General features: G+C 71.9%; 23 protein-coding genes. 6 read left to right on the forward strand and 17 right to left on the reverse strand.

Annotation, left to right across the window (positions count from 1 at the left end; genetic code table 11):
* Nucleotides 1–96: 96 nt before the first annotated feature.
* From AB0B86_RS28275 to AB0B86_RS28295, 5 genes are all read right to left on the reverse strand, one after another.
* Nucleotides 97–477 carry a YciI family protein gene (locus tag AB0B86_RS28275; protein ID WP_357420149.1) on the reverse strand — a complete coding sequence of 127 codons (381 nt, stop codon included), beginning with the start codon at nucleotides 475–477 and terminating at the stop codon, nucleotides 97–99.
* Nucleotides 478–512: 35 nt separating this feature from the next.
* Nucleotides 513–1,184 carry a DUF998 domain-containing protein gene (locus AB0B86_RS28280; RefSeq protein WP_357405127.1) on the reverse strand — a complete coding sequence of 224 codons (672 nt, stop codon included), beginning with the start codon at nucleotides 1,182–1,184 and terminating at the stop codon, nucleotides 513–515.
* A gap of 116 nt (nucleotides 1,185–1,300) precedes the next feature.
* Nucleotides 1,301–2,575, reverse strand: a complete 1,275-nt coding sequence (locus tag AB0B86_RS28285; RefSeq protein ID WP_357420150.1) for an RNA polymerase sigma factor — start codon at nucleotides 2,573–2,575, stop codon at nucleotides 1,301–1,303.
* Between the two features lie 58 nt (nucleotides 2,576–2,633).
* Nucleotides 2,634–3,179: a hypothetical protein gene (locus AB0B86_RS28290; protein WP_357420151.1), complete on the reverse strand. Its 546-nt coding sequence runs from the start codon at nucleotides 3,177–3,179 to the stop codon at nucleotides 2,634–2,636.
* A gap of 45 nt (nucleotides 3,180–3,224) precedes the next feature.
* Nucleotides 3,225–4,370: a hypothetical protein gene (locus AB0B86_RS28295; protein ID WP_357405133.1), complete on the reverse strand. Its 1,146-nt coding sequence runs from the start codon at nucleotides 4,368–4,370 to the stop codon at nucleotides 3,225–3,227.
* A gap of 159 nt (nucleotides 4,371–4,529) precedes the next feature.
* On the opposite strand from AB0B86_RS28295, the gene AB0B86_RS28300 reads away from it, so the two are divergent.
* Entirely contained in the window at nucleotides 4,530–6,173 is a 1,644-nt protein-coding gene (locus AB0B86_RS28300; RefSeq protein ID WP_357420152.1) for a gluconokinase, read from the forward strand.
* 57 nt (nucleotides 6,174–6,230) lie between these two features.
* Here AB0B86_RS28300 and AB0B86_RS28305 read toward each other — a convergent pair whose 3' ends face one another.
* Nucleotides 6,231–6,515, reverse strand: a complete 285-nt coding sequence (locus AB0B86_RS28305; protein ID WP_357405138.1) for an antibiotic biosynthesis monooxygenase — start codon at nucleotides 6,513–6,515, stop codon at nucleotides 6,231–6,233.
* Between the two features lie 156 nt (nucleotides 6,516–6,671).
* On the opposite strand from AB0B86_RS28305, the gene AB0B86_RS28310 reads away from it, so the two are divergent.
* Nucleotides 6,672–8,105: a serine hydrolase gene (locus AB0B86_RS28310; protein ID WP_357405140.1), complete on the forward strand. Its 1,434-nt coding sequence runs from the start codon at nucleotides 6,672–6,674 to the stop codon at nucleotides 8,103–8,105.
* Between the two features lie 6 nt (nucleotides 8,106–8,111).
* On the opposite strand, the gene AB0B86_RS28315 is transcribed toward AB0B86_RS28310, so the two are convergent.
* The 3 genes from AB0B86_RS28315 to AB0B86_RS28325 form a co-directional block, all read right to left on the reverse strand.
* Nucleotides 8,112–8,885 (reverse strand): hypothetical protein, encoded by a 774-nt coding sequence (locus AB0B86_RS28315; protein WP_357420153.1) that lies wholly within the window; start codon nucleotides 8,883–8,885, stop codon nucleotides 8,112–8,114.
* Nucleotides 8,886–8,968: 83 nt separating this feature from the next.
* Nucleotides 8,969–9,727 carry a MerR family transcriptional regulator gene (locus tag AB0B86_RS28320; protein ID WP_357405144.1) on the reverse strand — a complete coding sequence of 253 codons (759 nt, stop codon included), beginning with the start codon at nucleotides 9,725–9,727 and terminating at the stop codon, nucleotides 8,969–8,971.
* Between the two features lie 50 nt (nucleotides 9,728–9,777).
* Nucleotides 9,778–12,177 (reverse strand): EAL domain-containing protein, encoded by a 2,400-nt coding sequence (locus AB0B86_RS28325; RefSeq protein WP_357420154.1) that lies wholly within the window; start codon nucleotides 12,175–12,177, stop codon nucleotides 9,778–9,780.
* A 201-nt stretch (nucleotides 12,178–12,378) separates the two neighbouring features.
* On the opposite strand from AB0B86_RS28325, the gene AB0B86_RS28330 reads away from it, so the two are divergent.
* Complete coding sequence (locus AB0B86_RS28330; protein WP_357420155.1) at nucleotides 12,379–13,584, forward strand: hypothetical protein; 1,206 nt, start codon at nucleotides 12,379–12,381, stop codon at nucleotides 13,582–13,584.
* A 223-nt stretch (nucleotides 13,585–13,807) separates the two neighbouring features.
* Here the strand turns inward: AB0B86_RS28330 and AB0B86_RS28335 are convergent, their stop codons facing one another.
* The 5 genes from AB0B86_RS28335 to AB0B86_RS28355 form a co-directional block, all read right to left on the reverse strand.
* Complete coding sequence (locus AB0B86_RS28335) at nucleotides 13,808–14,041, reverse strand: zinc-ribbon domain-containing protein (protein WP_355592395.1); 234 nt, start codon at nucleotides 14,039–14,041, stop codon at nucleotides 13,808–13,810.
* A 151-nt stretch (nucleotides 14,042–14,192) separates the two neighbouring features.
* Nucleotides 14,193–15,056, reverse strand: a complete 864-nt coding sequence (locus AB0B86_RS28340) for an SRPBCC family protein (protein WP_357420156.1) — start codon at nucleotides 15,054–15,056, stop codon at nucleotides 14,193–14,195.
* The gene (locus AB0B86_RS28345) at nucleotides 15,049–15,606 is read right to left on the reverse strand and encodes a helix-turn-helix domain-containing protein (protein ID WP_357405152.1); all 558 of its coding nucleotides are present in this window, start codon (nucleotides 15,604–15,606) and stop codon (nucleotides 15,049–15,051) included. Before AB0B86_RS28345 ends, AB0B86_RS28340 begins: the two co-directional genes overlap by 8 nt.
* A 101-nt stretch (nucleotides 15,607–15,707) precedes the next feature.
* Nucleotides 15,708–17,051 (reverse strand): class I SAM-dependent methyltransferase, encoded by a 1,344-nt coding sequence (locus AB0B86_RS28350; protein WP_357420157.1) that lies wholly within the window; start codon nucleotides 17,049–17,051, stop codon nucleotides 15,708–15,710.
* Complete coding sequence (locus AB0B86_RS28355) at nucleotides 17,048–18,445, reverse strand: FAD-binding oxidoreductase (RefSeq protein WP_357420158.1); 1,398 nt, start codon at nucleotides 18,443–18,445, stop codon at nucleotides 17,048–17,050. Before AB0B86_RS28355 ends, AB0B86_RS28350 begins: the two co-directional genes overlap by 4 nt.
* A gap of 93 nt (nucleotides 18,446–18,538) precedes the next feature.
* Here AB0B86_RS28355 and AB0B86_RS28360 point away from each other — a divergent pair, with 93 nt between their 5' ends.
* Nucleotides 18,539–19,009, forward strand: a complete 471-nt coding sequence (locus AB0B86_RS28360) for a YbaK/EbsC family protein (RefSeq protein WP_357420159.1) — start codon at nucleotides 18,539–18,541, stop codon at nucleotides 19,007–19,009.
* Nucleotides 19,010–19,079: 70 nt separating this feature from the next.
* Entirely contained in the window at nucleotides 19,080–19,790 is a 711-nt protein-coding gene (locus AB0B86_RS28365) for an RICIN domain-containing protein (RefSeq protein WP_357405160.1), read from the forward strand.
* A gap of 19 nt (nucleotides 19,791–19,809) precedes the next feature.
* Here the strand turns inward: AB0B86_RS28365 and AB0B86_RS28370 are convergent, their stop codons facing one another.
* Nucleotides 19,810–21,114 carry an MFS transporter gene (locus AB0B86_RS28370; RefSeq protein ID WP_357405162.1) on the reverse strand — a complete coding sequence of 435 codons (1,305 nt, stop codon included), beginning with the start codon at nucleotides 21,112–21,114 and terminating at the stop codon, nucleotides 19,810–19,812.
* A gap of 52 nt (nucleotides 21,115–21,166) precedes the next feature.
* Between AB0B86_RS28370 and AB0B86_RS28375 the strand changes: the two genes are divergently transcribed.
* Complete coding sequence (locus tag AB0B86_RS28375; RefSeq protein ID WP_357420160.1) at nucleotides 21,167–22,195, forward strand: DJ-1/PfpI family protein; 1,029 nt, start codon at nucleotides 21,167–21,169, stop codon at nucleotides 22,193–22,195.
* A 185-nt stretch (nucleotides 22,196–22,380) separates the two neighbouring features.
* On the opposite strand, the gene AB0B86_RS28380 is transcribed toward AB0B86_RS28375, so the two are convergent.
* Together AB0B86_RS28380 and AB0B86_RS28385 are read right to left on the reverse strand one after the other, a co-directional pair.
* Complete coding sequence (locus AB0B86_RS28380; protein WP_357405165.1) at nucleotides 22,381–22,845, reverse strand: hypothetical protein; 465 nt, start codon at nucleotides 22,843–22,845, stop codon at nucleotides 22,381–22,383.
* A 28-nt stretch (nucleotides 22,846–22,873) separates the two neighbouring features.
* A complete protein-coding gene (locus AB0B86_RS28385) occupies nucleotides 22,874–24,826 on the reverse strand; it encodes a VWA domain-containing protein (RefSeq protein WP_357405167.1) in 1,953 nt (650 codons plus the stop codon).

Below are 24,826 nucleotides of genomic sequence, written 5' to 3' on the forward strand. Positions count from 1 at the left end.
GGGTGTGTAGTACGTCCCGCTCGGATACACCGACGACGTCCAGTACACGACGTAGGCGCCGATCGACGGGTGACCCGGGCGGCGGCGCGACGAGGGTCAGCCCGGCTGGCCGGCCTCGGGAGCCTCGTAGACCCGGCGGATGTCCACCTCCACGTCACCGAACGTCTCGGTGAAGACATCGACGAACCGTCGGCCCCACTCCACCGCCTCCTCGTGGGAGCGCACGTCCACAAGCGCGAACCCGGCGATCAGTTCCTTGGTCTCGGTGAACGGCCCGTCGGTGACCGTGGTTGTGCCGCCGCTGACGGTGATCCGGGTGGCGTCCGTGACGGTCGGGCAGAGCCCTTCGGCGGCGACCAGGATCCCGGCCTGCGCGACCTCCTTCATGAAACCTTCCATCCGCGCCACGAACTCCGGGCTCGGGTTGAACACTCCCGGCAGGTTCTCGTCGAGCTTGTGCATCATCATGTAGCGCATCGGTGCGGTCCTCTCTCGTGATCGTTGGGTGCGGGTCAGCGGACGAACTGTCGCGTGCAGAGCGCGGTGAGCCAGCCGAAGTTGACCACACAGGCGAGCGCCATCCGGACGCTCAGGCTGCCCTGGTCGGGCCAGGCCAGGATCGCGACGACGGCCAGGGCACTGCCCAGCGAGAAGGCGCCCCAACCATGCTGCCCGGCCCGCCACCAGGTGCGGGCGAAGACCAGGCAGGCGATGGTAAGCGAACCGAAGGCCAGTCCCGCGCCGACGCCGTGACCGATGGCGTGCCAGCTCAGCGTGTCGGGCGCGCCCTGCGGCGCACCGGTCGGCCAGCCCATGCTCGGGTCGGAGACCAGCACCCCGCCGATGATCAGACCGAGGCCGTGCACGGCGATCAAGGCCGGCCCCCACGTGCCACCCGGCTCACCCCGCAGCGTCCGACGCAGCCCGACCGCGCCGGCCAGGGCCAGCAGCCCGGTCAGTACGAAGTTGGCGATCTGGATCCACCCGAGGTCGCCCAGGGCCAGCAGGCTGAGCGGCTGCCGGCTGAGGTCGAATCCGTCGCGGGTGAGCACCTGGGCGGCGGCCACCACCAGGAACAGCGGGCCGGCGGCGGCTCCGCCGGCCAACAGCACCCTGGTCGTACGCCGGAAGTCGTCGCCCGCCACCGCGGACCCCGCGCTCGTCATGTTCGCCGTCGTCGTCATGTCGCTCTCCTTGTCTCTGCCAGCCGGGCGCTGGTCCCGCCGGGCCGGTGCGAGCCGGCTTTCGCTGACGCGTCGAGCGGCCGGGGCGGGATACGACATGGCAGTCCAAGAATTTTTCAGCGGCTTGGTGGGCTCCCACTGGCGCAGTCGGCCGCACGGGCGCGCAGCAGTGCGCGCTCGCGTTCGTTGCCTGTCAGTTCGGCAGCCCGTTCGAACTCGGCGCGTGCCTCGTCGTGGCGGCCCAGCTTGGCCAGCAGGTCACCGAGCACGCTGGGCAGCAGGTGGTAGCCGGCCAGCGCCGGCTCGTCGGCGAGCGCTCGGGCCAGTTCCAGACCGGCGGCCGGGCCGTGCGCGAAGGAGACCGCGACGGCCCGGTTCAGCTCCACGACCGGCGAGGGTACGACCCGGGCCAACTCCGCGTAGCCGGCGGCGATGCGCGCCCAGTCGGTCTCCTGCGGGGTGAGCGCCCGCGCATGGCAGGCCGCGATCTCCGCCTGGAGGGTGTACGGGCCGGGCGGGTCGCCCGCCGCTCTCGCCCGGCCCAGTGCGGTGAGGCCGCGGCGGATCAGCAGGCGGTCCCAGCGCCCCCGGTCCTGGTCGAGTAGCAGAATCGGCTCACCGTCGGCGTCGACCCGGGCGGCGGTACGCGACGCCTGGATCTCCAGCAGCGCGGCCAGTCCGTGCACCTCCGGCTCCTCGGGCATCAACTCCTGCAGGAGGCGGGCCAACCGCAGCGCGTCCGCGCAGAGCGCCGGACGCATCCAGTCGTCGCCGGCCGTCGCGGAGTAGCCCTCGTTGAAGATCAGGTAGATGACCTCCAGCACGGAGGCGAGCCGTTCGCCGCGCTCGGCCACGCCGGGCACCTCGAACGGCACCTTCGCCTCGGCGAGCGTCTTCTTGGCCCGGGTGATGCGCTGCGCGACGGTGGTCTCCGACACCAGGAACGCCCGAGCGATCTCCTCGGTCTTCAGCCCGCCCAGCACTCGCAGGGTCAGTGCCGCGCGCGACTGCGGCGAGAGCAGCGGATGACAGGCGGTGAACACCAGCCGCAGCAGGTCGTCGTCGATGCGTTCCTCGAACGCCGCATCGAAGTCGGGGGTGAACTGCTCCTCGTCGAGGTCGCGCCCGAGGTCGGCCACCCGGCGTTCGAGCAGGCTCCGCCGACGCAGCGCGTCGATCGCCCGCCGTTTGCCGACGGTGGTCAGCCACGCGCCCGGGTTGGTCGGTACGCCGTCCCGCGGCCACTGCTCCAGCGCGGCGACCAGGGCATCCTGGGCCAACTCCTCGGCCCAACCGACGTCGCGTACCAGCCCGGCCAGGGCGGCGACGACCCGCCCGGATTCGATACGCCACACCGCCTCCACCGTGCGGTGGACCTGCTCGACCCCCATGACCGCCCATCAGAGCAGGGCGACACGCGCTCCACAAGGACCGTGTGCGGTGGACCGTTCAGCCGGCGCGGCGCGGGTGGTTCACCGACCTGGGCGGCGCGTTCTCGGCGGGGAACCTCGACCGGGTACGCGGTGGGTACGCCGCGCAGTGCTCGGCCCACTGCTGGGCGGCGGCGGCGAGGGCGTCCGCCGAGACGGTGAGGATCAACGGGTAGATCGCGCCGGACGGGCGGCGCAGCCACGGCGGCAACGACTCGGCGGAGAACTCCACGATCAACTCCAGCCGGCGGCGGCGGAGTACCCGGGAGCGGAGGGCCAGGTTGGGTTCGGTGAAAGTGACGATCGCCGGTGACGCGTTCGATCCGAGCGCCGAGGCGGCCTGTCCGTGCAGCCAGCCGCCGAGCGCGCGGGCTTCCTCGACCATCAGGCTCGGATAGTGGTGCGACCAGGTCTGACCGTCTGCGGTGCGGGCGTCCACCTCGATCAGCAGCCAGTCGCGCCAGCCGGGCGCGGCCCGGTCGGGGTCGTCGGGCGGGTCGATGCCAGGCTGGTAGCCCACGGGGCGTATCCGCACCCGCGCGCCGTCGTCAGACCGGATCTCCACTCGACAATTGTGGCCGAGCGAAGCGGACTCCAACTACCAAATCGGTCACTTGGTGATGGTTCGTCGTACGCCATGGTGCGCGGCGCAGGCCTTGGCGCTGCCGCCGGCCAGGCTTACCGAACCGTCGCGGCACTGCACCAGGTAACCCCGTCCGGCCCAGAACTGCGGCACGCAGTCGAACCAGTCGCAGACCTCGGCGGCGGGCCGACGAATGCGGGTGCCGCCGCAGAAGCCGTACCCCAGGGGGTTCTCCGGGGCCCCGCAGCGTGGGTCGCCGGTCGTGCTGGGCGTCGGGCGCGGCGATGTCGTCGGCTTCGGCTTTGGCGGTGCCGTGGCGCGGGTGTGCGCCGGGGGCGCCGGGCGGATCAGCACGGGCTCTGCGCTGGGGGTGGCGGCGGCGGCGATCTCCGGGCCACCGGTCGGGTCGGACGGGTCCGACTCGACGAGCGCCGCCGGCACCAGCAACGCCAGCGCGGCAGCCACCGCGATGCTCCGGCGACCACCGGGCACCAGCGACGTGAGCCGGGCCTGCCCCGGGGTGGCCGCGGCCTGCCGGAACGGCTTGAGCTGGGCGTGCTCGGCGATCAGTTCGTCGAGTTGGGCGAGCACCGCGGCGCGCTGCTCGATCGCGTCGGCGAAAGCCAGGGTCAGCTTGAACCGGAAGTCCGGCGCCGCGTCGGTGGGCAGCAGCAACCCGGCGGTCGACCGCCGGTCCAGCACCTGGATCAGCGTCACCGGTGCCACGGGGTCGTGGGCCAGGCCGGTCAGCCGGCCGTACGCCCAGTCGCGCCGGCCGCGTCCGCCGAGCAGCACCAGGCGGCGGCTGGTGATCACGGCCAGGCCCGCGTCGGTGACGCGTACGCCGTCCGGGCGGCGCGGGCGCAGCGGACCGGCCGGCACGTCGACAGTGAGATCCGGGGCGGGCAGCACCGGGGTGTGCCGTACCTCGACCAGTTGCGCGGCCGGCAGCGCCCAGAACACCACCTCGTCGGCGGCCAACTCCAGGGGGAGGCCGTCCCCGGCCGTGGCGGAGCCCTGGAAGTCGGCGGCGAGAGCGCGCAGTCGCCGCAACTCGTCGTCACGTCGCCGCCAGGCCGTCTCGGCGCCCCGGTACGTGCTGACCCGCCGCACGTTCTGCCGGTGTGCCCAGCGGTAGCGCCAGGTGGAACCCGTCGAATCAGTCTTTGCCACGCCGACTCCTTCGCCGCGTAGGCCACCAAATCTGGGTGTCTGCTCGGTTAAACAGACGGCCCGTGGCACCCGGACACGCCAATCTCGGCAAAATGTCCGATCAGCGGACCAAATCGGACGATAGGCCGATACTGCCGCGTCGACGGTTCTCCTGGGCGCGTGTCGTACGGGGCGGTTCGCTGCCTCGGTAACGTCAGCCGCAGCTGGCTGGCGTTGCCGCCGTACCGCCGTCCGAAGGGGTTGAGCGTCATGCCGCAGGACACCCGGCCCGGCGTGGTCATCGGCGTCGACATCGGCACCACGAGCACCAAGGCCGTCGCGTACGACACCGACGGGCGGCAGCTCGGCAGCCACTCGGCCGGCTACCCACTGAACGACCCACAGCCCGGCTACGCCGAGCAGGACCCGCAGCTCATCCTCGACACGGTCCTCAAGTCGGTGAGCGTGGTCGTGGCCGAGCTGGTCCAGCCGGTGGCCGGCCTGTCGTTCAGCTCCGCGATGCACAGCCTGATCGGGCTCGACCCCGACGGCAACCCGCTCACCCCATCGGTGACCTGGGCCGACACCCGCGCCACCCAGCAGGCCGAACGGCTGCGGGCGGTCCCGTCCGGGCTGGCTCTGCACCGGCGTACCGGCACGCCGATGCATCCGATGTCGCCACTGCCCAAGCTGCTCTGGTTCGCCGAGCAGGAGCCGAAACTGTTCGAGCGGGTCGCGCACTGGGTGGGCATCAAGGACTGGGTGCTGCTGCGGCTCTGCGACGCGCTCGTCACCGACCACTCGATCGCCTCGGCCACCGGCCTGCTGGACATCCACCGACTGGAATGGGACAGCGAGGCGCTCACCATCGCCGGCCTCACCGAGGAGCAGCTGCCCCAACTGGTCGCCACCACCGCCGTACTGCCCGGGCTCACCCCGCAGGCGGCGGCCGCCACCGGCCTGCCGGAGCGCACCCCGGTGGTGGTCGGTGCCGGCGACGGGCCCCTCGCCAACCTGGGCCTGGGGGCGGTGCACCCCGGCATGGTGGCCTGCTCGATCGGCACCAGCGGCGCGATGCGGGTGATGGTGGAGCGGCCCGGTGTGGACCCGTTCGGCGGGGTGTTCTGCTACGCGCTCACCGAACACCGCTGGACGGTCGGCGGTGCGATAAACAACGGTGGCATCGTCCTCAAGTGGGCCGGCGAGGCGCTCGCCCCGGACCTCGGCGAGCACTCCGAAGAGGACCTGGTCGCCCTGGCGGCCCGCGCGCCGGCCGGCTCGGGCGGGCTCATCATGCTGCCGTACCTGCACAGCGAACGGGCACCGCACTGGAGCGCGCTACCGCGCGGCGCGTACGTGGGGTTGACCCACAGCCACCGCCGCGAGCACCTGGTCCGGGCCGCGCTGGAGGGGGTCTGCCAACAGCTCGCGCTGGTGCTCAGCTCGGTACGGGCGGCCGGCAACGAGGTCCGCGAGATCCGCGCCGGTGGCGGCTTCGCCCGCAGCGGCCTGTGGCGACAGATGCTCGCCGACGTGCTCGGCCTGCCGGTGAGTTTCCCGGCCGCCCACGAGGGGTCCAGCTTCGGCGCGGCGCTGCTCGGCATGCAGGCGCTGGGGCTGATCGCCAGCATCGACGTCGCCGCCGACCTCGTCCGGATCGAGGAGACCATCCGACCCGATCCGGCGGCCGCCGCCACGTACGCGGCACTGCTGCCCCTCTTCGCCGAGTTGTACGACGCGCTGACGCCCGCCTTCGCCTCGCTGCGCCGACTGGCCCCGGGCCTACCCGCCGAACCCGAGCCGGCCACCGGACAACCGATCTGACCCGTCGGCCGACCCGCCCCGGGTGCAGCGCCGGTCCCGGGGCCGCCCGGTGATCGATCAGGCTGCCTCGACGCTGGCGATCACGTAGCGCCGCACGTCGGCGTCGAGGATCGCCGTCGTCTGCACGTCGTCCGGCCCGGAACCACGGAACGCCGCCAACTGCTCCGCGGACTCCCAGCGTTCGTAGACGTGGATCCGTCCCGGCTCCAACGGGTCGGCCGCGAGCAGGAAGTCGAGGCAGCCCGCGGCGGCACGGGCCTGCGCGATGATCGGTGCAGAGTCGGCGAGGTAGCCGTCGCGTGCGTCAGGTTCGACGCGCAGGCTGCCGGCGATGATCAACATTGCTGCTCCCTCGGGCTGGGGTTGGCTGATGCGCCTGGTACCGCAGAGGCATATTTGTACCCGTGAGGTGTGACGCCGCCGGGGCCAACACCGCCCGGACGGGTGACACCAGTCCCGGCGACCCCACCCGCCCCCGGCGCTCCATATCGTGCAAACGTGAGAAAAAGCGACAAGAGGCGCTCATCTTCGCTGCTGTTCGCCGCTGCCCGCGTACCCCGTAACTGGCTGGCGGCGGGGGTCGCGCTCGCCGTGCTGGCCACCACCGGACCGGCCACCGCCGACGGCCCCGGGCCCGGCACGGACCCGGCGCGGCGAACCGAGCCGGGGTCGACGGCCGAGCAGGCCGACGGGTCGGGCCATGAGCCCGGCGCGGACCCGGCGCAGCGGACCGAGCCGGGGTCCACTGTCGAGCCGGCCGACGGGGCGGGCCATGAGCCCGGCGTCGAGCCGACGCCGGAGCGGGCACCGACAAGCGAGGTGTCCTGGCTGTCGTTTCCCGGCGGGGTGTTCGCGGTGGACTCACTCGGGCACACAGTGCGCTACCGGGCCTGCGACGGTGACACCGGTCGGGTCGCCGACCCGGGCATGCTTGTCGCCGCCGGGGTCGCCAGCGGCGCGGTCGTCGTCGGGGGCACCGCCTACCGCTACCGGGTGCCGCTGACCGGCCGCAGCGACGGCACGCTTGAGGTGATCCAACGGCACCGCCCGCCGGTCGAGCTGACCGGAGTGGTGGTCACCAGCCCGCAGCCGCCCACCGACCCGGTCGCGGGAGCCCTGCTGTTCCCGCTCAGCGGGCAGCTCGCCCGGGTGGTCGCCGACGCGAGCCACAACCCGGCCGGAGCCACGGTGCGCGACCTGTCCGGCCGGTACGGCGACCAGCAGATCGCCGTCAACGGCGCGCTGCGCCCCAAGGCCGCCAGCGTGATCAAACTGTGGATCCTGGTCGAGCTGCTCCGCCGGGTCGACTGTGGACAGGTGGCGTTCGACGACGGTGTGCTCGTCACTCCGCAGGACGTGGTCGGCGGCACCGGCCAGCTCCAGTTCGAGACGTTTCCGCAGGTGGTCACCCTGCATCGGCTCGCCCAATACCTGATCAAGTACAGCGACAACGTCGCCGCGAACGTGCTGATCACCTACCTCGGCGGGTTCGCCCCGGTCAACGCGCTCATCGACTCGATGAACCAGCGCTCCACCATCCTGGCCCGCCGGATGCTCGACAGCGCGGCGGCGCAACGCGGCGAGGAGAACTACACAAGCCCTGATGACGTGGTGTCCCTGCTCGGCGCGGTATGGGACGGCGAGATCCTCACCCCCGCCTCCCGTGACCTGATGATCGGGTTCATGCGGGAGCAGACCCTCAACACCAAGATCCCGGCGGCGCTGCCACCCGGGGTGCCGGTGGCCCACAAGACCGGTGACCTGCCGGACGCCTCCCACGACGTCGGCTACTACCTGATCCCCGGCACCGAGACCGCCGTGGCGTTCCTCACCGCAGGGCCGATGGCCACCGGCGACGAGACGGTGCGCCGGATGGCCCGTACCGTCTACGACTTCCTGGTCACCCCCACGACCGGCGCGGTCGAGGAGTGACGACGCTCAGGCGCCGGGGATGTTCGCCGGCGGATCCTCACCGACCAGGTCGGCCGCCGGCGACTCGGCCGACACCGGCAACCCGAAGTCCGAGTACGTCAGGTCGAGCTGGGCGGTCTCCGACTGTTCGCTCGCCAACTCGATGCGGTAGCGGACCAGACGGCCCTGCTCGTCGACCTCCGCGGTGAACGGCACCGCCCCGGCCCGGTCACCGAGCACTCCGCCGACCCCGTTGCCCAGCACCGCGCCCCTCTCGCGCAGGTCCAGGGTGCCGGCGTACGCCCGTACCCCGGTCTCCCGGACGACCGTCGCCGTGCTGAGGGTGCCGGCGAGCTTGGTGTTGTCCAGGCCCTGTTGGGCGGGCCGCGAACCGGGAGCGCCGACATGCCACCAGGTCTTGCCGTCCCAGACCGGAACGCGGCGGTCCGGGGCAGTGATCCGCACGTAGACGTCCGGGCCGGTGGTCAACCGTTCGATCTTCACCGCACCGGCGGGCACCTTGAGCGAGGTGGTCTCCAGACCGCGCTTCGCCAACGGATCCCAGAGCACCACGGTGCCGTCGCCGCCCGCCGGCCCGCCGGTGCCCAACGTCAGCTTGTAGGTCTGCCTGTCGACCTTCGCGGCGGCTGCCGTCAGCACCCCGGCCGGGTCGGTCGGGCCCGCCGATGCCGCCGGGCGGCCCGGGTCGGAGTCGTCGCCGGTGGTCATCAGGGCCCATCCCCCGGCGGCGACCGCCACCGCGAGGACGGCACCGGCGACGATCAGCTTCGACTTCTGCACGGTCATCTCCCCGGGGGCGGTGGCGGTCCGGCCAGACTAGCCGGACCGCACCGCGCTGGTGTCCCGACGCGAAGCCGGCCGGGTCAGGCGCGGCTTATCGCGTTGGCGTGGATGGCCTCGTTCAGGTACGCGGTCAACCCCGGCGCGATGTTCTCGTAGTACGCGGTGAACCGCTCGTCGGCCAGGTACATGTCAGCCAGACCGGTGTGGATCTCGTACGAGCACTCGTAGAACCAGCGGCTGATCAGCTGCCGGTGCTCCTCGGCCAACTCCATCGCCTCCGGGCTGCCCGCCGGCACACCCGAGGTCAGCACCGCGACGATCCGCCGGCCCCAGTCCTCGTTCTCCGCCTTGTGCCGCAGCCAGTCGTCCTTGGTGTACCGGCCGACCCGCCGGTTCGACTCCCGGTACGCGTCGGTGTCACCCCAGCGCTGCTCGGCCTCGGCCTGGTGGTCCTCCGGATTGACGTCGCCGAAGACCTCGAACCGCTCCTGCGGGGTGAGGTTGATGTTCACCTTGCTCGCCTCCATCGCGAACTCGATCGCCGTGACCATCTCCTGCAACCGCTTCACCCGTCCGGTCAGCAACTCGTGCTGGCGGCGCAGGTGCGCGGCCGGGTCGGCCGCCGGGTCGTCGATGATCGCGGTGATCTGCTCAAGTGGGAAACCCAACTCCCGGTAGAACAGGACGATCTGCAGCCGTTGCAGGTCCGCGTCGTCGTAGCGGCGGTAACCCGCCGAGGTCCGCCCGCTCGGCGAGAGCAAGCCGATCTCGTCGTAGTGGTGCAACGTCCGCACCGTCACGCCAGCGAGCTTCGCCACCTGACCCACCGTGTACGCCATGGTTTCCCTCCCTTCCGGAAACCAGGCTCCCGCCTGCCGTTACGTCAGGGTCAAGCCCGATTCTGGCCCACCATGGCGGGCGCGTCCGGTCGCCCGTACAGATAGCCCTGACCGCGTGGGCAGCCGATCGCGGTGACCGCCTCGTGCTGACGCTCGGTCTCCACCCCCTCGGCGACCACTGTCAGGTCGAACGCGCCGGCCAGCCGGGTGACCATCTCCACCGTGGCGTACGCGCGGTCGTCCGACCCCAACCGGGTCACGAACGACCTGTCGATCTTCAACTCGGTCGCCGGGATGCGGTGCAGGTAGCTCAGCGACGAGTAGCCGGTGCCGAAGTCGTCGATGGCGATCTTGATGCCCAGCTCGCGCAACTGGTGCAGCCGCTCAAGCACCGCTTCGGTGCCCTCGATCAGCGCCGACTCGGTCAGCTCCAGGGTCAACGCCCGGGGTGCCAGCCCGACGGCACTCGTGGCAGCCGTGACCGTGGCGATCAGGTCCGGACGGCGCAGGTGCGCCGCGGCGATGTTCACCGCCACTGTCGCGTCCGGCACCCGGTCCCGCCAGGTCGCCGCGGCCCGGCAGGCCTCGTGGATCACCCACCGGTCGATCGGCAGGATCAGTCCGGTCTCCTCGGCCAACGGCAGGAACCTCGCCGGCGGCAGCAGCCCCAGCCGGGGGTGCCGCCACCGCACCAGCGCCTCGGCACTGCGCACCGCGCCGGTGGCCAGGTCGACGATGGGTTGGAACTCCAGCCGCAGTTGATCCTCGTCGACCGCCCGGCGCAGGTCGGCGATCAGCTCGGCACGCGAGACGGCCGACTCGCGCAGCGCCGAGGTGCACGTCCGGTACGCCGACTTCCCCGCCGCCTTGGCCGCGTACATGGCGATGTCGGCGTCGCGCAGCAGATCGGTGTGCGAGGCGTGCTGCGGGCCGAACTCGGCGATGCCGATGCTCGCCGACGGGTGGACCCCGACGTCGTCCTCATCGTCGGAGGGGCGCAACGCGTCCAACAGCCGCTCGGCGAGCCGCTCGGGTGAGACCGGTCGGTCGCCGCCGACGAGCACCGCGAACTCGTCCCCACCCAGCCGGGCGATGATGCCGTCGTCGGCCACGACCGCCCGCATCCGGGCCGCCAACCCGGTCAGCAGGGTGTCCCCGGTGGCGTGCCCGAAACGGTCGTTCACCTGCTTGAACCCGTCCAGGTCGAGCAGCAGCACGGCGGTCGGCCGGCCATCTCGCAGGGCCAGCCGCAGCCGCCGGTTGAACAGCAACCGGTTGGGCAGCCCGGTGAGCTGGTCGCCGTACGCGAGGTGGCGCAGCCGGACCACCAGCCGCAGGTTCTCGTTCGCGGCCAACCCCTGCCGCACGGCCAGCGCCGCCAGCAGAACCATCATGGTCACGAAGATCAGGTGCGGGGTCTGCCCGGTGGGTCGACGGGCCAACACCACAGCGACGATCGCGCCACCCACCGGCAGGTACGGCAACGCCACCCGCCACCAGGGCGGCAGCGGCGACTCGGCGGTGTCGTCGGTGCCGTCGCAGTCCGGCGGCGGCGGTTTGCGGGTGGCCAGGACGATCAGCAGGTAGCTCACCGGCCAGCACAGGTCGATCGGGTGACCGGCGGCGTAGTCGGCGCGGGCGACGAGCGAGACGTAGACGACGTCGGCGACCACCCGCAGGGTGAGGCTCGCCGCGAGCAGAGTCATCGGACGCCACATCGGCCGGGCCGGCCCGGACACCGCGACCAGGATGGTGAGCTGCATCAGGTCGAACATCGGGTAGAGCAGCCCCAGCGTGCGCGCCGGGTCGGCCAACTGCGCGGCGGCGACCCCCTGGAAGACCAGCACCCACCCGATCGGCACCAGGGCCAGCGCGACGATCACCCCGTCCAGCAACGTGCGGGCCCGTCCCACCGCGCTCCGGGGCGCGGACGGCGAACTGAGCAGCGCGGCCGTGCCGGTGAGGATGCCGGCGGTGAACACCACCCCGACCACCGGGGTGTGCGGCAGGTCGCCACCGACCAGGCGTTGCACTGTCCAGATGGCCCGGCCCAGCGCGGCGAGCGCCATGGTGACGGCGAGCAGCGTCCAGAACCTGCGCAGCGGGACCGGATGGCGGCGGGCCACGCCGACACACGCGACAGTCGCCCAACCGGCCACCAACAGTGCGCCCACGTCGCTGACCAGCGCGGCCTCGGGTAGTGCGGCGAGGAGCCAGACCGTTTCCAGGAGCACCACCGAACTCACCGCGACCAGCCCGGCACGGCTCAGCCGGGGCGGTGCGACGCCGGTGGCGGTCCCGGATCCCGGCGCCTCGCCAGCTGGCTGCCCGGCGGCGGGCACCCCGGGGACCAGCGGCACCGGGATCGCGTCCCCGAGGGTCGGCGGCCCGCCGGTCGGCCCGGCAGGGGTGGGCTCCCCCGCGGCCTGCTTCACGTCCTGTCGCGACACGGTCGCTCCGGCTCTTCGTCGTACGTGCACCCTCGGCGGACCTGTCCGGCAAACCCCGAAAGCCTAGCCAGCGGCAGGGGTGCCCGCCAGGGTCGGGGCGGTCCGGCCACAACGGGGCGGATCACCTCGGCCGGGCCCGACCGCGCGGGGGTGCACTGTGGCGTACCCACGCGTCGAGCCGTCTCGCCGTACCATCCCCCGGTGATTTCCCTCCGCCGACTGATCGTCGTCGCCCTCCTGCTGGTGTTGGAGGGGATGGTCTTCGCGTTGCTCGTCACCGAGTCCGTGACCGGCGCGCTCGTCGCCGTCGGCTGCACCTGCCTGGCGTTCTGGCTGCACCTCGTCCTGCACGAGGGCGGGCACCTCGTGGTGGCGAAGCTGCTGCGCCTGGAGGTCATCTCGGTGCGCATCGCGCCGTTCAACGGGTGGCGCAACGAGGTGTCGGTCCGGCCGGCACCGTCGACGTCCGCGTTGCCACTGCGGATGGCGTTGTTCTACCTCGGTGGGCCGATGGCGAACCTCTGCACCGCGGCGGTGCTCGGTGCCGCCACGGCGATGACGAGCACTCCGTTGACCCGGGCCGCACTGATCGGCGCGGCGTTCTTCGCGGCGCTGCTCGGGCTGACCAACCTCATTCCCCTGGCCCCGCCCCACAGCGGCCCCCTGGCCTCGCCCCACAGCGACGGCCGCAACCTGCTGCGCTGGCTACGGTCACCGAAGGCCACCACCGCCGCGCTGCTGGCGGCGTACTACCAGGAGGAGATCGCCAGAACCCTGCGGGCGATAAGGGGCGGCGCGACCCACAGCGGTCGTCTCGGCGATCCGGATGGGGGTGACGATCCGCGACTCGCGCTCGCCGCCTTCCACGAGCGTTGGAGCACGGGACACGGGCACTCGGTGGCGGAACTCATGGCCGACGCCGAGCGACTTGCGGCAATGGCCCGCGCCGACAGCACCGATCCCCGGACCGCCGCGGCGATCGGGCAGGTGCTCAGCGTCCAGTTCGGACTGTGGTACCTGTACGCCGCTGTGGTGACCGGATCGCCGGTGGCCCACCACGAGGTGCTGGAGATCGCTGAACTGGCCGAGATCGGCTACCGCGTACACCCGCGCAGCCTGTCCGCTCGGGTCGCCATGGGCCTGGCCCACCTGCTCAACCAGCGGCCGGCGCAGGCCCGCTCGCTGCTTCTCGACATCCGGCCCGGTGCCGACCCGCCGGAGCTGTGCAGCGTCGGGTTCCTCCTGCGGGCGATCGCCGAATGCCACCTCGGCAACCACGCCGACGCGGACGTCCAGATCAGGGCGGCCGGTGGCGACTTCCGGCAGCTGACACACCTGGTCGCCGTGATCCGGGCGGCCGATCCGGTGCCGCCCCTGTTCGCGCCGGCACCGATGGCCGGCACCTGACCGGCGCGGGTCGGCCACCGGTATCGGCGACGGAGGTGGTCAGCGCCCGGCCGAGCGGTTCCACGGCGAGCGGGGCAACCCGGTGCCGGCCACCGGACGGCGGGCCCGACGGCGCTTACGCCGGCCCGGGGTGCAGGGTGCGCGCGGGGCGGTGTGCACCGCAGGGCCGCAGGACGGCGACGGCCGACGGATCAGCCACGCGAAAAGCCAGGACATCTGCGGCTCAGCCGACCGGGAGGCGCTCGGCGTCGGACCTGGAGATCTCGTACTGCGCCCCGCAGAACGTGCACTGCTGCGCGTACCGGGTGCGGATCGGGATGAGGGGTATGAAGAACAGGCTGAATTTCGTCGAACGGCGGGTGATCACCTGCGCGGCCTGGTTGCCGCAGTGTCGGCAGACCTGCTGCACGACACCGGACCGGTCGACCTTGGTACGCAGACCAAAGATGAAGAACATCGCCCGCCAGTACCCACTCCACAGCGAAAAGTCACCAGATCCGCTCCAAGGATCCGCACGATCGTGCTCGACCCCCCGGATCCGGTGGCCTCCCGGCGCAGCCGAGGTCACCGGATCCGTGGTCGAGCACGATCGTGCGGTCGGGTGGGAATCAGCTGGCCGGCTCCAGGCCGGGGATCTCGGCGGGGAGCCAGATCGGCTGCCAGTTCGACACCTCGTGGAAGCGGCGCAGCTCGAACAGCCCGGCAACCGACCCGCTCCAGGCCCCGTACGGGGGGTTGGCCTCGTCGAAGCCGCTCTGCACGAAGGTCAGCGTGGTCCGGCCGTTGGACTCGGCCAGCTCCCAGTTCGTCACACCGGTCGGTCCCCAGTCGACAGACATCCGGCGACCCGGCTCCAGGTCGACGATCTTGGCCGCGTAACCGGTCTCGAAGCCGCCCATGGCGTACCGGCCGCCGACCCAGGGCTCGATGCCGATCGGGTAGCCGAACCAGGCGCTGGCCTGCTCGGAGTCGGTGAGCGACTCCCACACCTTGTCGGCGGGGGCGGCGATGACCAGCTCACCGCGCAGGTCGGCGGAGGTGAAGTCGGTGCGGGGCAGCAGTGGCTTGCCCTCCAGATGGGCGGCCAGGTTGGCGATGGACAGCGACCAGTACGTCTGGAGCACGCCCCGGATGCTTGAGCCGCTCATCGCCTCGGCGAAGTCGAAGTGGCTCTGGATCAGCGTCAGCACTGTGCTGTCGGCGCTCTCGGCGGTCAACTGGAACTCGGTGGTGGTCTCCACCCCGTCGAGCAGCCAGCTGAAGCGCAGCGTGTCGTCGTCGGCGTGCAGCAGCCGCTGGTGCGGGGCGTCACCCTCGGGCGTGTAGCGGCCCCAGAACTCGTACCGCTGGGGCAGCTCGACCTCGGCGTGCTCGGCCAGCCAGAGTCGCAGCTCGGCCGGGTCGGTCAGGGCCTTCCGGACGCGCCCGACGGGCGCGGAGAGGCGGGCCTGGATCTTCATCGGCTCACTCATTGTCAGTGCCTTTCGGATAGCAGGCGACGGCCAGCTTGAAGGCGTCTCCTTCGCTGCCGCCGTAGCGGGTGAACAGGTCCTGAAGTGCGGTTTGCAGGTCGTGCAGGAACTGCTGGCGCTGCTCGGCCGGCACTCGGATCTCGCCGGAGACGCCGATCGAGGGCAGCTCGGGCGCCGTCCGGTCCAGGCCGGCGATGTCGGCCTGGACCTCCTCCATCAGATCGAGCAGGTAGCCCAGGCTCAGCTCGTCGCGGGCCCGGCGCAGCCCGATCCGGCCGACGAGCCGGGGGGACAGCCAGTACGACCGGGCGGCCGCCTGGTAGATGCCTTCGGTGATGCCGCGGACCTTGCGCTCGTTTACCAGCTCGACGAGGCCGGCCGCGACGAGCTGCTTGACGTGGTAGTAGACGCGTTGGGGCGTCTGGTCGAGCCGGGCCGCGACCTCGGTGCAGGTGCGCGGTTCGGCGAGTTGCCGCAACACCTCGACGCGCTGCGGCTTGAGCAGGACCTCGGCCTGCTCGATCTGCTCCAGGTACAGGATCTCTCTCATGGCAAAATCAGTTTGTACGTACAAAACTTCTTTGTCAATCGCTTCGCGAGAAGCCGCGCCGACTTTTCTCGACGCGGCTTCAGGCGGCGTTCAGCAGGTGATCAGGGCAACCAGTCCGGTCGCAACGGGTAGCCGTTCACCCCATCCGGGCCGTTGTGCGTGGCCAGCACCTGGTGCAGCTGGATGCCGTTGCGCTCGAACGCCATCCGCGAGCCGGACATGTAGAGGCCCCACACCCGGGCGGTCCCCGCACCCACCTCGGAGACGCAGAAGTCCCAGTGCTCCACCAGGTTGCGGCACCAGGCCGCAAGCGTCAGCGCGTAGTGCTGGCGCAGATTCTCCTCATGGTGCACCTCCAACCCGGCGTCGTGCACCTCGCTGATCAGTCGACCCGGACCGGCCAACTCCCCGTCCGGGAAGACGTACCTGTCGATGAACGCGCCGGAGCGGTGCGGCGCCCGATTGTCCGCCCGCGTGATTGTGTGGTTGAGCAGCCGGCCCCCGGCCCGCAGCCGGGAGCGCAGCGCCCCGAAGTAGGCCGGGTAGTTGCGCACCCCGATGTGCTCGGTCAGCCCGATCGAGGAGATGGCGTCGAACTGCTCCGCCGGCGCGTCCCGGTAGTCCAGGTGCCGCACCTCGGCCAGCCCGGTCAGCCCCTCCCGCTCGATCGCCGCCTGCGCCCACTGCGCCTGCGCCTTCGACAGGGTCACCCCGAGCGCCTTGACGCCGTACTCGCGGGCGGCGTGCCGGACCATGCCACCCCAACCGCAGCCCACGTCCAGCAGCCGCATCCCCTTCTTCAACGCCAGCTTGCCGGCGACCAGGTCGTACTTGGCCGCCTGGGCCTGCTCCAGCGTGTCGTCCGGAGACCGGAAAACCGCGCAGGTGTACGTCATCGACGGGCCGAGCACCTTCTCGTAGAAGGCGTTGGAGACGTCGTAGTGGTGCGAGATCGCCGTGCTGTCCCGCACCCGGGAGTGCCGCAGCCCGTTCATCACCCGCTTCCACCGCGGCTGGGCCTCCTGCGGCGGAGCCGGCGGCGGCATCAGCCGCTCCCAGCCCAGCCCACGGACCAGCGCCAGCCCTTCGGTAAGCGACGGTGGGCGCAGCCGCAACTCGTCCTTGAGAACCCGCAACGCCTCGTACGGGTCACCCGGGTGCACCCCCTGCAACGCCAGGTCACCACTGACGTAGGCCCGCGCCATGCCCAGGTCACCCGGAGCGGTGAGCAGGTAGGACAGCCCTCGCTCGGAACGGATCGCCAGGGTGATACCGGCGTCGGAAGGGCCGACGGAACTGCCGTCGTACCCGGTGATCCGCACCGGTAACGGCCCCGTGGTGACCGCGCGGACGACATCCGCCACGGTCGGACCCGTGTGCCGGCCCCCCGCCGGCGGGGTGGCGGGGACGCTCGCCGCCCCCTGATCTCTGTCGGTCAGGCTCATGCTCGTGCTACCGCCTTTTCGTACAGTCCCGTCAGCCGGTGGTCCGGGTCGTAGCGGTCTTTCACCGCCCGCCATGTGTCGCCGCCGTACAGGCGATCGAAGGCGTCCCGGTCGTAGTACGCGTCGGAGTAGAGCGACTTGTGCCCGCCCGACTCCGACACCCTGCGTTCGATCGTGCGGTTGACGTCGCCGTCGGCGGCGCCGGGCGCGATCGGCACGCTCCCCCAGAAACCAATGTTGACGTAGTCCTGCCCTGGCCGGAGTGGATATAGCGGCCACGACCGCGCCGAACCGGCTCCCGCCGGCTCACGCAGCCGCAACGGACACAGCCACACCGGGGTCATCCCCACCGCGCCGGCGAACCAGCGCAGGAAGTCGGCCGTGCGGTCGAGCGGGATCTCCACGTCCTGCACGACCCGCTCCCGGGCGGGCTGCCCGCGCAGCCTGTCGATCCGGGCCGCCACCTGGTGGCGGTGCTCGAGCCGGACCAGCCGGTGGTAGAAGTCGCTGCGCCGGTAGCGCGCCGGCCAGAGCCGCCGCACGACCGGGTGCTGCGCGCCGAACGCCGCAGAGCACCAGAACCAGTCGGTGTCCCAGCGCCAGAGATAGTCGTACGCGGTGAGCACGTCCCGGGTGCGCCGACGCAGTGACCGGTAGTAGATCGACTGACCGGTGTAGTCGCTCGGCGGGTCTGCGGCGTCGGTGAACGTGGCGAAGACCAGGTACGCCTCGCCGGGGCTGAACATCACCCCGTCCATCGCGTCGACCGGCTGCCCGGCCCACGACCGGGTCGCTGTCACCTCCGCGATCGCGTCGGTGAGCGCCGTCAGGTCGGTGAACCGGACGTTGCGCAGCGCCACGTACCGGCCCACCGGTTGCAGCTCGATGCGCAGCCGGGTCGCGTAACCGAGACTGCCCAGCGAGTTGGGGAACGCGGTGAACAGGTCGGCGTGCTCCCCGTCGGGTCGGGCGGTGACGATCTCACCCGAGCCGGTGAGCACGTCCAACTCCTGCACCGACTCGTGCGGCAGGCCGTTGCGGAACGAGGTGGACTCGATCCCCAGGCCGGTCACCGCGCCGCCGAGCGTGATGGTGCGCAACTGCGGCACCACGAGCGGCATCAGCCCGTGCGGCAGCGTGGCGTCGACCAGGTCCTCGTAGGTGCACATGCCCTGCACGTCGGCGGTGCGCCCGGTCGGGTCGACCGACAGCACGCCGTTCAGGCCGCTCACGTCGAGCCCCGGAGTCCGGGGTGCGGACCGGGGGCGGAACAGGTTGGAGGTTCGTTTGGCCAGCCGGACAGGCTCGCCAGTGGGCACCGCGGCGTACGACCGTCGCAGCGTGTCCACCGCTTGATCATGGTCAATGGGGTGATCCACACGCTCAGCGCGCATGTGATCACCTTACGCTCGTACTTGGGAAACCGTGGGATGTGGGCTGCGGCGGTTTCCCGTCCGGTGGCAGGTCAGGCGGTTACCGTGGCGGGCATGCCATCGCCCGCGATCACCGCCCTGAACGCCGCCGGACTGACATATCGCCTGGTCAGCCACGGTGCGGTCGGCAGCCTCGCGGAGGCCGCCGCGGCTCGGGGGGTGGCAGTTCCCGACGTCGTCAAAACGATAGTGGTGCGCCGGAGTGCAATTGATCACCTGTTCGTGCTCACCCCCGGCGACCGGGTCATCTCCTGGCCCAAACTGCGCGCCCTGCTCGGGGTGCACCGACTCTCCATGCCGGACGCCGCCGGCGCGCTGGCCGCGACCGGTTACGAGCGCGGCACCATCACCCCGTTCGGCGCGAGCACGGCCTGGCCGGTGATCGCCGACGAGCGGCTACGCGGCCGGGAGATCACGCTTGGCTCCGGGGAGCGTGGCCTCGCCGTCGCGATCGACGCCGACGCCGCGATCACGGCCCTGGATGCCACAGTGGCCGACGTCACCGACCCGCAACCCACCCGCTGAACGCCGCTCCGGGTCGGCGACCGACCCGCCGACTGGCAGCCGCCGGCGGCGGTGGGTGAGGATGACGCCCATGTCCGCGTCCGAGGAACGCCCCAACCCCACCGGCACCGTCTACGGCGGCGGCCGACGAGCAGCCCGGTCTGGCCCGCTCGCCGATCCGCTGCTGCGGGTGGCGCTGGCGGTCGGGGTGGTCGGGGTACTCCTCGGGGTGCTCTTCGGCACCGGGCTGTTCGACAGCGACGACGAGCCGACAGTGCCGGCGCCGGTCGGCGCACCGTCCATCGAGCCGCAGCCCACCGAACCGCAGCCCACCGAAGCGCAGCCCACCGGCGCGGCGGCCGAGCCCAGCCCGGGGACAGCCGCCGAGCCGGTGACCGGGCCCCGGGTGTTCAAGGCCGACTCGGGCCTGTGCCTGGGGCTCTACGGCGAAGGCCAGCAGGCGAAGGCGCACCTGGCGGTCTGCACCGGCGGCCCGGAGCAGGATTGGGTGATCACCCCGGTCGGCCCGGAGGCGTCGACGGTGACCAACGCCGCGTCCGGGCAGTGCCTCGACGTCGAGGGTGGCAGCCAGGACGACGGCACGGCGCTCATGCAGTTCCCCTGCCACGGTGGGACCAACCAGCAGTGGCGGCTGAACCCCATCGGCAACGGCCCGGTGCTGCTGGTCGCGGTGCACAGCGGCAAGTGCGCCCAGGCCGACAACGAGGGCGTCGAGGCCGGCGACGACATCCGGCAGCGACAGTGCGACAGCCGGCCGGCCCAGCAGTGGACGCTGGGCTGACCGGCCGGCGCACCGCAGCTCAGCCCCGGAAGCTCCACGCCTTCGGTGCGGTCGCGGCGGCCAGCACGGCCGCCGGCACCGGTTGGCCCGGCCGTCGACGCAGCAGCAACGACAGCCCGGCGGCGCCGATCGACAGCGCTCCCGCCGCGTACCAGGCCATCGCGTAGTCGCCGAGCTGGTCCCGCACCAGCCCCGCACCGGTCGCGGCGATCGCCGCGCCGAACTGGTGGGCGGCGAACACCCAACCGAACACCACAGCCCCGGCGGTGCCGAAGTACTCCCGGCACAGCGCCACCGTCGGCGGCACGGTCGCCACCCAGTCCAGGCCGTAGAAGATGATGAACACCAGCATGCTCGGTCTGGCGGAGCCGGCGAACAGGCTCGGCAGGACCAGCAGGGACGCCCCACGCAGCGCGTAGTACATGCCGAGCAGCAACCGGCTGTCCACCCGGTCGGTGAGCCAGCCGGAGGCGATGGTCCCGACGATGTCGAAGAGCCCGACCAGGGCGAGCAGTCCGGCCGCGGTGGTCTGGGGCATGCCGTGGTCGTGTGCGGCGGGCACGAAGTGCGTACCGACCAGGCCGTTCGTGGTCGCCCCGCAGATCGCGAACCCGCCGGCCAGCAGCCAGAACGGGCGGGTCCGGGCCGCCGTCGTCAGCGCGCCCAGCGCCCGGGCCGCCGCCCCGCCGGTCGCCGGCGGTGCCGCGACGACCTCGGTCGCCCCGTAGGCGGGCAGCCCGAGATCCGCCGGGTGCTCGCGCAGCAACCACACCACAAGGGGTACGACCGCAAGTGCGGCTCCGGCCACGACGAGCGCGGCGGTACGCCAGCCGTGGTCGCGGACCAGGACGGCGATCAGTGGCAGGAACACCAGCTGTCCGGCCGCCCCACCGGCGGTCAGCACACCGGTGACCAGACCTCGGCGACGCACGAACCAGCGCCCGGTGATGGTGGCCACGAACGCCAGCGCCATCGACCCGGTGCCCAGCCCGACCAGCACGCCCCAGCAGAGCAGTAGCTGCCAGCTGGCGCTCATGAAGACCGTCAACCCACTGCCCGCCGCGACAAGCAGCAGCGCCACCGAGACCACCCGGCGGATGCCGAACCGGTCCATCAGGGCGGCGGCGAACGGCGCGGTGAGCCCGTAGAGCAGCAGGTTGACCGAGACGGCGGCGGAGATGGTGGCCAGCGGCCAACCGAACTCCTCGTGCAGCGGGTGCAGCAGCACCGACGGGGTGGCGCGGAAGCCGGCCGCGCCGACCAGCGCCACGAAGGCGACGGCGGCGACCAGCCAGGCGGGATGCAGACGACGGTTCTTGGTCACGGAACCAGTCTGGGCGGGCTCGGTCACCGCGACGAGTGGCCGGAAAGCCATCATGCGCAATAATCGGGCCATGACCGTTCGCCCGCACCGGATCGCCGTACTCGCCCTGGACCAGGTGGTCGGCCTGGACCTCGGCACCCCCTCGCAGGTCTTCAGCACCGCCCGCACCGCCGAGGACACGCACCTGTACGACGTACGGGTGTGCACCCCGGGCGGGCGGCCGGTGCGGAGCACTGCCGGTTTCCAGGTGCTCCCCGACCACGGTCTGGAGTTGCTCGACACCGCCGACACGGTGATCGTCCCCGGCATCCACGCCGGCAGCGCGTTGACCTCGGGCACCGTCGAGCCGGCGGCGGCCGAGGCGTTACGGGCGGCGTACCAGCGGGGCGCCCGGATCATGTCGATCTGCACCGGGGCGTTCGTGCTGGCCGCCGCCGGGCTGCTCGACGGGCGTCGGGCGACCACCCACTGGGCGTACACGGAGGAGTTTCGCCGCCTGCACGACAAGGTGGACCTCGACCCGGGTGTGCTCTTCATCGTCGACGACCGGGTGCTCACCTCGGCCGGAGTCGCCGCCGGCATCGACCTCTGCCTGCACGTCATCCGCCTCGACCACGGCAGCGAGGTGGCCAACCGGGCGGCCCGCCGCTGCGTGATGCCGCCGTGGCGGGACGGCGGCCAGGCGCAGTACATCGAGCGGCCGGTGCCGAAGGTCACCGACACCAGCACCGCGGGCGCCCGGGAGTGGGCACGGCAACGGCTACACGAGCCGATCGTTCTGCGGGACCTGGCCGAACAGGCGCGGATGAGCGTGCGTACCTTCACCCGGCGCTTCCGCTCGGAGACCGGCCTGAGCCCGGCGCAGTGGCTGCTGCAACAGCGCACCGATCACGCACGACTGCTGCTGGAGACGACCGAACTCACCGTCGAGCAGATCGCGCACCGCACGGGTTTCGGCACCAGCGCCGCCCTGCGCCAGCAACTACACCAACGCATCGGCGTCGCGCCGTCGACCTACCGCCGCACCTTCCACCCCCGGCCCGCGTCGCCCATGTCCGCGTCGATCATGGAGTCGTGGTGACCGGTAAGCCCGATTATGCCGCTTTTATACCCCACCAGAACTCCATGATCGACGCGATCGGGACGGAGTTGCCGCGGCGAGCCTGATTCCGGTGGGGCATCTTGATGCCAGAGCGGAATCAGGCTCAACAGGGCGGGGCAGCCGATCCTGCGACACCCCGAGGCGCCGGCGAACGGCACCGGCGCTCAGGGGCGGAGCAGGTGGAGTTGGGCCTGGTGTTTGGGTAGGTGGACCCGGGTGTGCAGGTCGAGGGTGCGGGACCAGGGCAGCGGCTCGTCCACGATGAGGTCGAAGCCCTCGCGCAGGTGGGTCTCGACCGGGGTCTCCGCGGCCAGGCCGAGCCGGTCGACGAGCCCGCACAGCCGGTCGCTGGTGGCGTGCAGCAGGGCGGTCAAACCCCGCAGACCGCCCTGCTCGGCGGCCAGCGCGTCGAGCTGCGGCCGGTGGATGTCCTCCTCCAACTCGTAGTAGGCGAACGGCGATCCGGCCAGCAGCGCCTCGGTGGCCTGGATCATCAGCTCGTCGTTGGCGACCAGGTGCGCGACGATCTGCTCCGCGCTGAGCTGCCCCTCCGGAGCCGGACCGAACTCCCCCTCGTCAAGCTCGACGAACACCCCGTCATAGGCCCGCCGCAGCCCTCCACTCTCCATGCCCCCAGTCAACCTGCCCGGCGGGGCGTTAGCGGCGGGATTGGCGGGAGCGGAGATAGTCGGAGACCACGTACTCGCCGAGGTCGTCGGTGTCGGGCGTGAACATGCGACCTCGGCTGCGCCGGGCCACCGCGTCCACGAAGCGCCGCAGGCCCGGGTCGTCGCCGAGCATGAACAGGTTGAGCGTGGCACCGTAGCGGCTCAGCCGGTCCACCTCACGGACCGTCGCCTCGATCGTCTCCGGCAGCGGCGGCCAGTGGAACAGTGCCTCCCCGTCGTCCGGGTCCAGGTGGGCGGTCGGTTCGCCGTCGGTGACCACCAGGACCACCGGCTCGGCGTCCGGGTGTCGGCGCAGGTGCCGACCCGCCAACCGCAGCGCGTGCTGGAGGTTGGTGCCCTGCTCACCGTCCGGCTCGACGGCGGCCAACTCCTGCTGGGTGAGCGTCATCGCCTCCCGGCCGAAGCCCACGATCTGCAGGGCGTCCTGCGGGAAGCGCGTCTCCATGAGGTGCGCCAACGCCAGCGCCGTCTGCTTCATCGGCCCCCAACGACCCTGGGAGATCATCGAGTACGACAGGTCGACGCAGAGCACCACCGCCGCCGAGGCCCGCTTCTCGGTCTCCACCACCTCGAAGTCGTCCACCGCGAGTTGCACCGGAACCGTCGGCCCGGCCCGGCGAACCGCCCGGGTCAGCGTCCGGACCACGTCCAACGGCTGCTCGTCGCCGTACTCCCAGGCGCGTGACGCCCCGCTGACCTCGCCGGCGGCCCCGGCAGAGCGCAGGTCGTGCTGGCCGCGCGGCCCGGCGGTCAGGTCGGAGAACACCCGCCGCAGCGCGGTCCCGCCGAGCCGGCGCAGCGCCTTCGGGCTCAGCGTGAGCCCTTCGGCGTCCCGGCCCACCCAGCCCTGCCGGCGAAGCTCCCGCTCCAGATCCCGCAGCCGGCGCACATCGTCGGCCGCCTCCCGGCCCAACGTGCGGGCGACCGCGTCGACGTCCACGTCGTCAAGCGTGGCCCCCGGATGTTCCTGGTCGAGCTGGTCCAGCAGGTCGTCCAACTCGCCGATCTCACCAAGCGCGCCGGCCGCGTCGGCGTAGTCCAGTGGCTGGTCGCCCCGGACCCGTTCGCCACGCCCCCAGCGCAGATCCGGGCGCAGTGCCCGCAGGTTCGCGTCGAGCGCGGACAACTCCCCCGCGAGGCGGTCGCCGAGCGACTGCTGCATCAGACCGGCCAGCTCGGCGCGCTGCCGGTCGGAGAGCGAGTTCATCAGTCGCTCACCGGCCGCCGAGCGGCGGGCCAGCACGTCGATAAGCTCGTCGACGGTCTCCGGCTGCTCCGGGAAGAAGTCGCCGTGCCGCCGCATGAACTCGGCGAACGCGTCCGTGGTGTCCTCCGCGCGACCGTGCCGGGCCAGCAGGTCGTTCAGGTCGCCCATCATCTCGGCCAGCCGCTGCTGCGCGGCCGGGTCGGCGGACGCGCGGACGGCGTCGCGCAGCCCGGCGAACCGCTGACCGAGCACGTCGTCCCGGAGCTGGTCGAGGATCTGCTGGTACGACCGGCGCGCCTCGTCGCTGGCCCACTGGTAGCCGGACAACTCCTCCACCGCCCGCGCGGTCGAGCGGGGCAGATTGTCAAGCACCGACTCGGCGAACCGCGCGCCGTCGTCGTCACGGCCTCGCAACTCGTCGCGCTCGGCGGCGAGGGCCTGGTCGAGCAGGGCGCGTGCCCTGGTCACCGCGCCGTCCAGGTCACCCCGGCGCAGCGCCTCCCGGCGCAGCCGCCGGGCCCGGGCGGCCAGGTCGTCCAGCCCGCCCCGCCCCTGCGGGCCACGGCGCAGCAGGTTGCGTAGCGCCTCCCGCAGGCTGCCGCCGGCCAGCACCTCGGCGCCGACCTCGTCCACCGCCCCACGCACGTCGTACGGGGGTGCCAGCGGGTCGGGCCCGCCGGTCCACTGCCCGTACCGGAACCGGTTGCCGGCCAT

The organism is Micromonospora sp. NPDC049047 (assembly GCF_040649135.1).
Lineage (GTDB): Bacteria > Actinomycetota > Actinomycetes > Mycobacteriales > Micromonosporaceae > Micromonospora.

Bases quoted from the DNA above. Each gene is read 5' to 3' on its own strand.
- AB0B86_RS28275 (WP_357420149.1), bottom strand. From the start codon at position 477: ATGCGCTACATGATGATGCACAAGCTCGACGAGAACCTGCCGGGAGTG.
- AB0B86_RS28280 (WP_357405127.1), bottom strand. From the start codon at position 1,184: ATGACGACGACGGCGAACATGACGAGCGCGGGGTCCGCGGTGGCGGGC.
- AB0B86_RS28285 (WP_357420150.1), bottom strand. From the start codon at position 2,575: ATGGGGGTCGAGCAGGTCCACCGCACGGTGGAGGCGGTGTGGCGTATC.
- AB0B86_RS28305 (WP_357405138.1), bottom strand. From the start codon at position 6,515: ATGTTGATCATCGCCGGCAGCCTGCGCGTCGAACCTGACGCACGCGAC.
- AB0B86_RS28320 (WP_357405144.1), bottom strand. From the start codon at position 9,727: ATGGCGTACACGGTGGGTCAGGTGGCGAAGCTCGCTGGCGTGACGGTG.
- AB0B86_RS28335 (WP_355592395.1), bottom strand. From the start codon at position 14,041: ATGTTCTTCATCTTTGGTCTGCGTACCAAGGTCGACCGGTCCGGTGTC.
- AB0B86_RS28340 (WP_357420156.1), bottom strand. From the start codon at position 15,056: ATGAGTGAGCCGATGAAGATCCAGGCCCGCCTCTCCGCGCCCGTCGGG.
- AB0B86_RS28345 (WP_357405152.1), bottom strand. From the start codon at position 15,606: ATGAGAGAGATCCTGTACCTGGAGCAGATCGAGCAGGCCGAGGTCCTG.
- AB0B86_RS28350 (WP_357420157.1), bottom strand. From the start codon at position 17,051: ATGAGCCTGACCGACAGAGATCAGGGGGCGGCGAGCGTCCCCGCCACC.
- AB0B86_RS28355 (WP_357420158.1), bottom strand. From the start codon at position 18,445: ATGCGCGCTGAGCGTGTGGATCACCCCATTGACCATGATCAAGCGGTG.
- AB0B86_RS28360 (WP_357420159.1), top strand. From the start codon at position 18,539: ATGCCATCGCCCGCGATCACCGCCCTGAACGCCGCCGGACTGACATAT.
- AB0B86_RS28365 (WP_357405160.1), top strand. From the start codon at position 19,080: ATGTCCGCGTCCGAGGAACGCCCCAACCCCACCGGCACCGTCTACGGC.
- AB0B86_RS28375 (WP_357420160.1), top strand. From the start codon at position 21,167: ATGCGCAATAATCGGGCCATGACCGTTCGCCCGCACCGGATCGCCGTA.
- AB0B86_RS28380 (WP_357405165.1), bottom strand. From the start codon at position 22,845: ATGGAGAGTGGAGGGCTGCGGCGGGCCTATGACGGGGTGTTCGTCGAG.
- AB0B86_RS28385 (WP_357405167.1), bottom strand. From the start codon at position 24,826: ATGGCCGGCAACCGGTTCCGGTACGGGCAGTGGACCGGCGGGCCCGAC.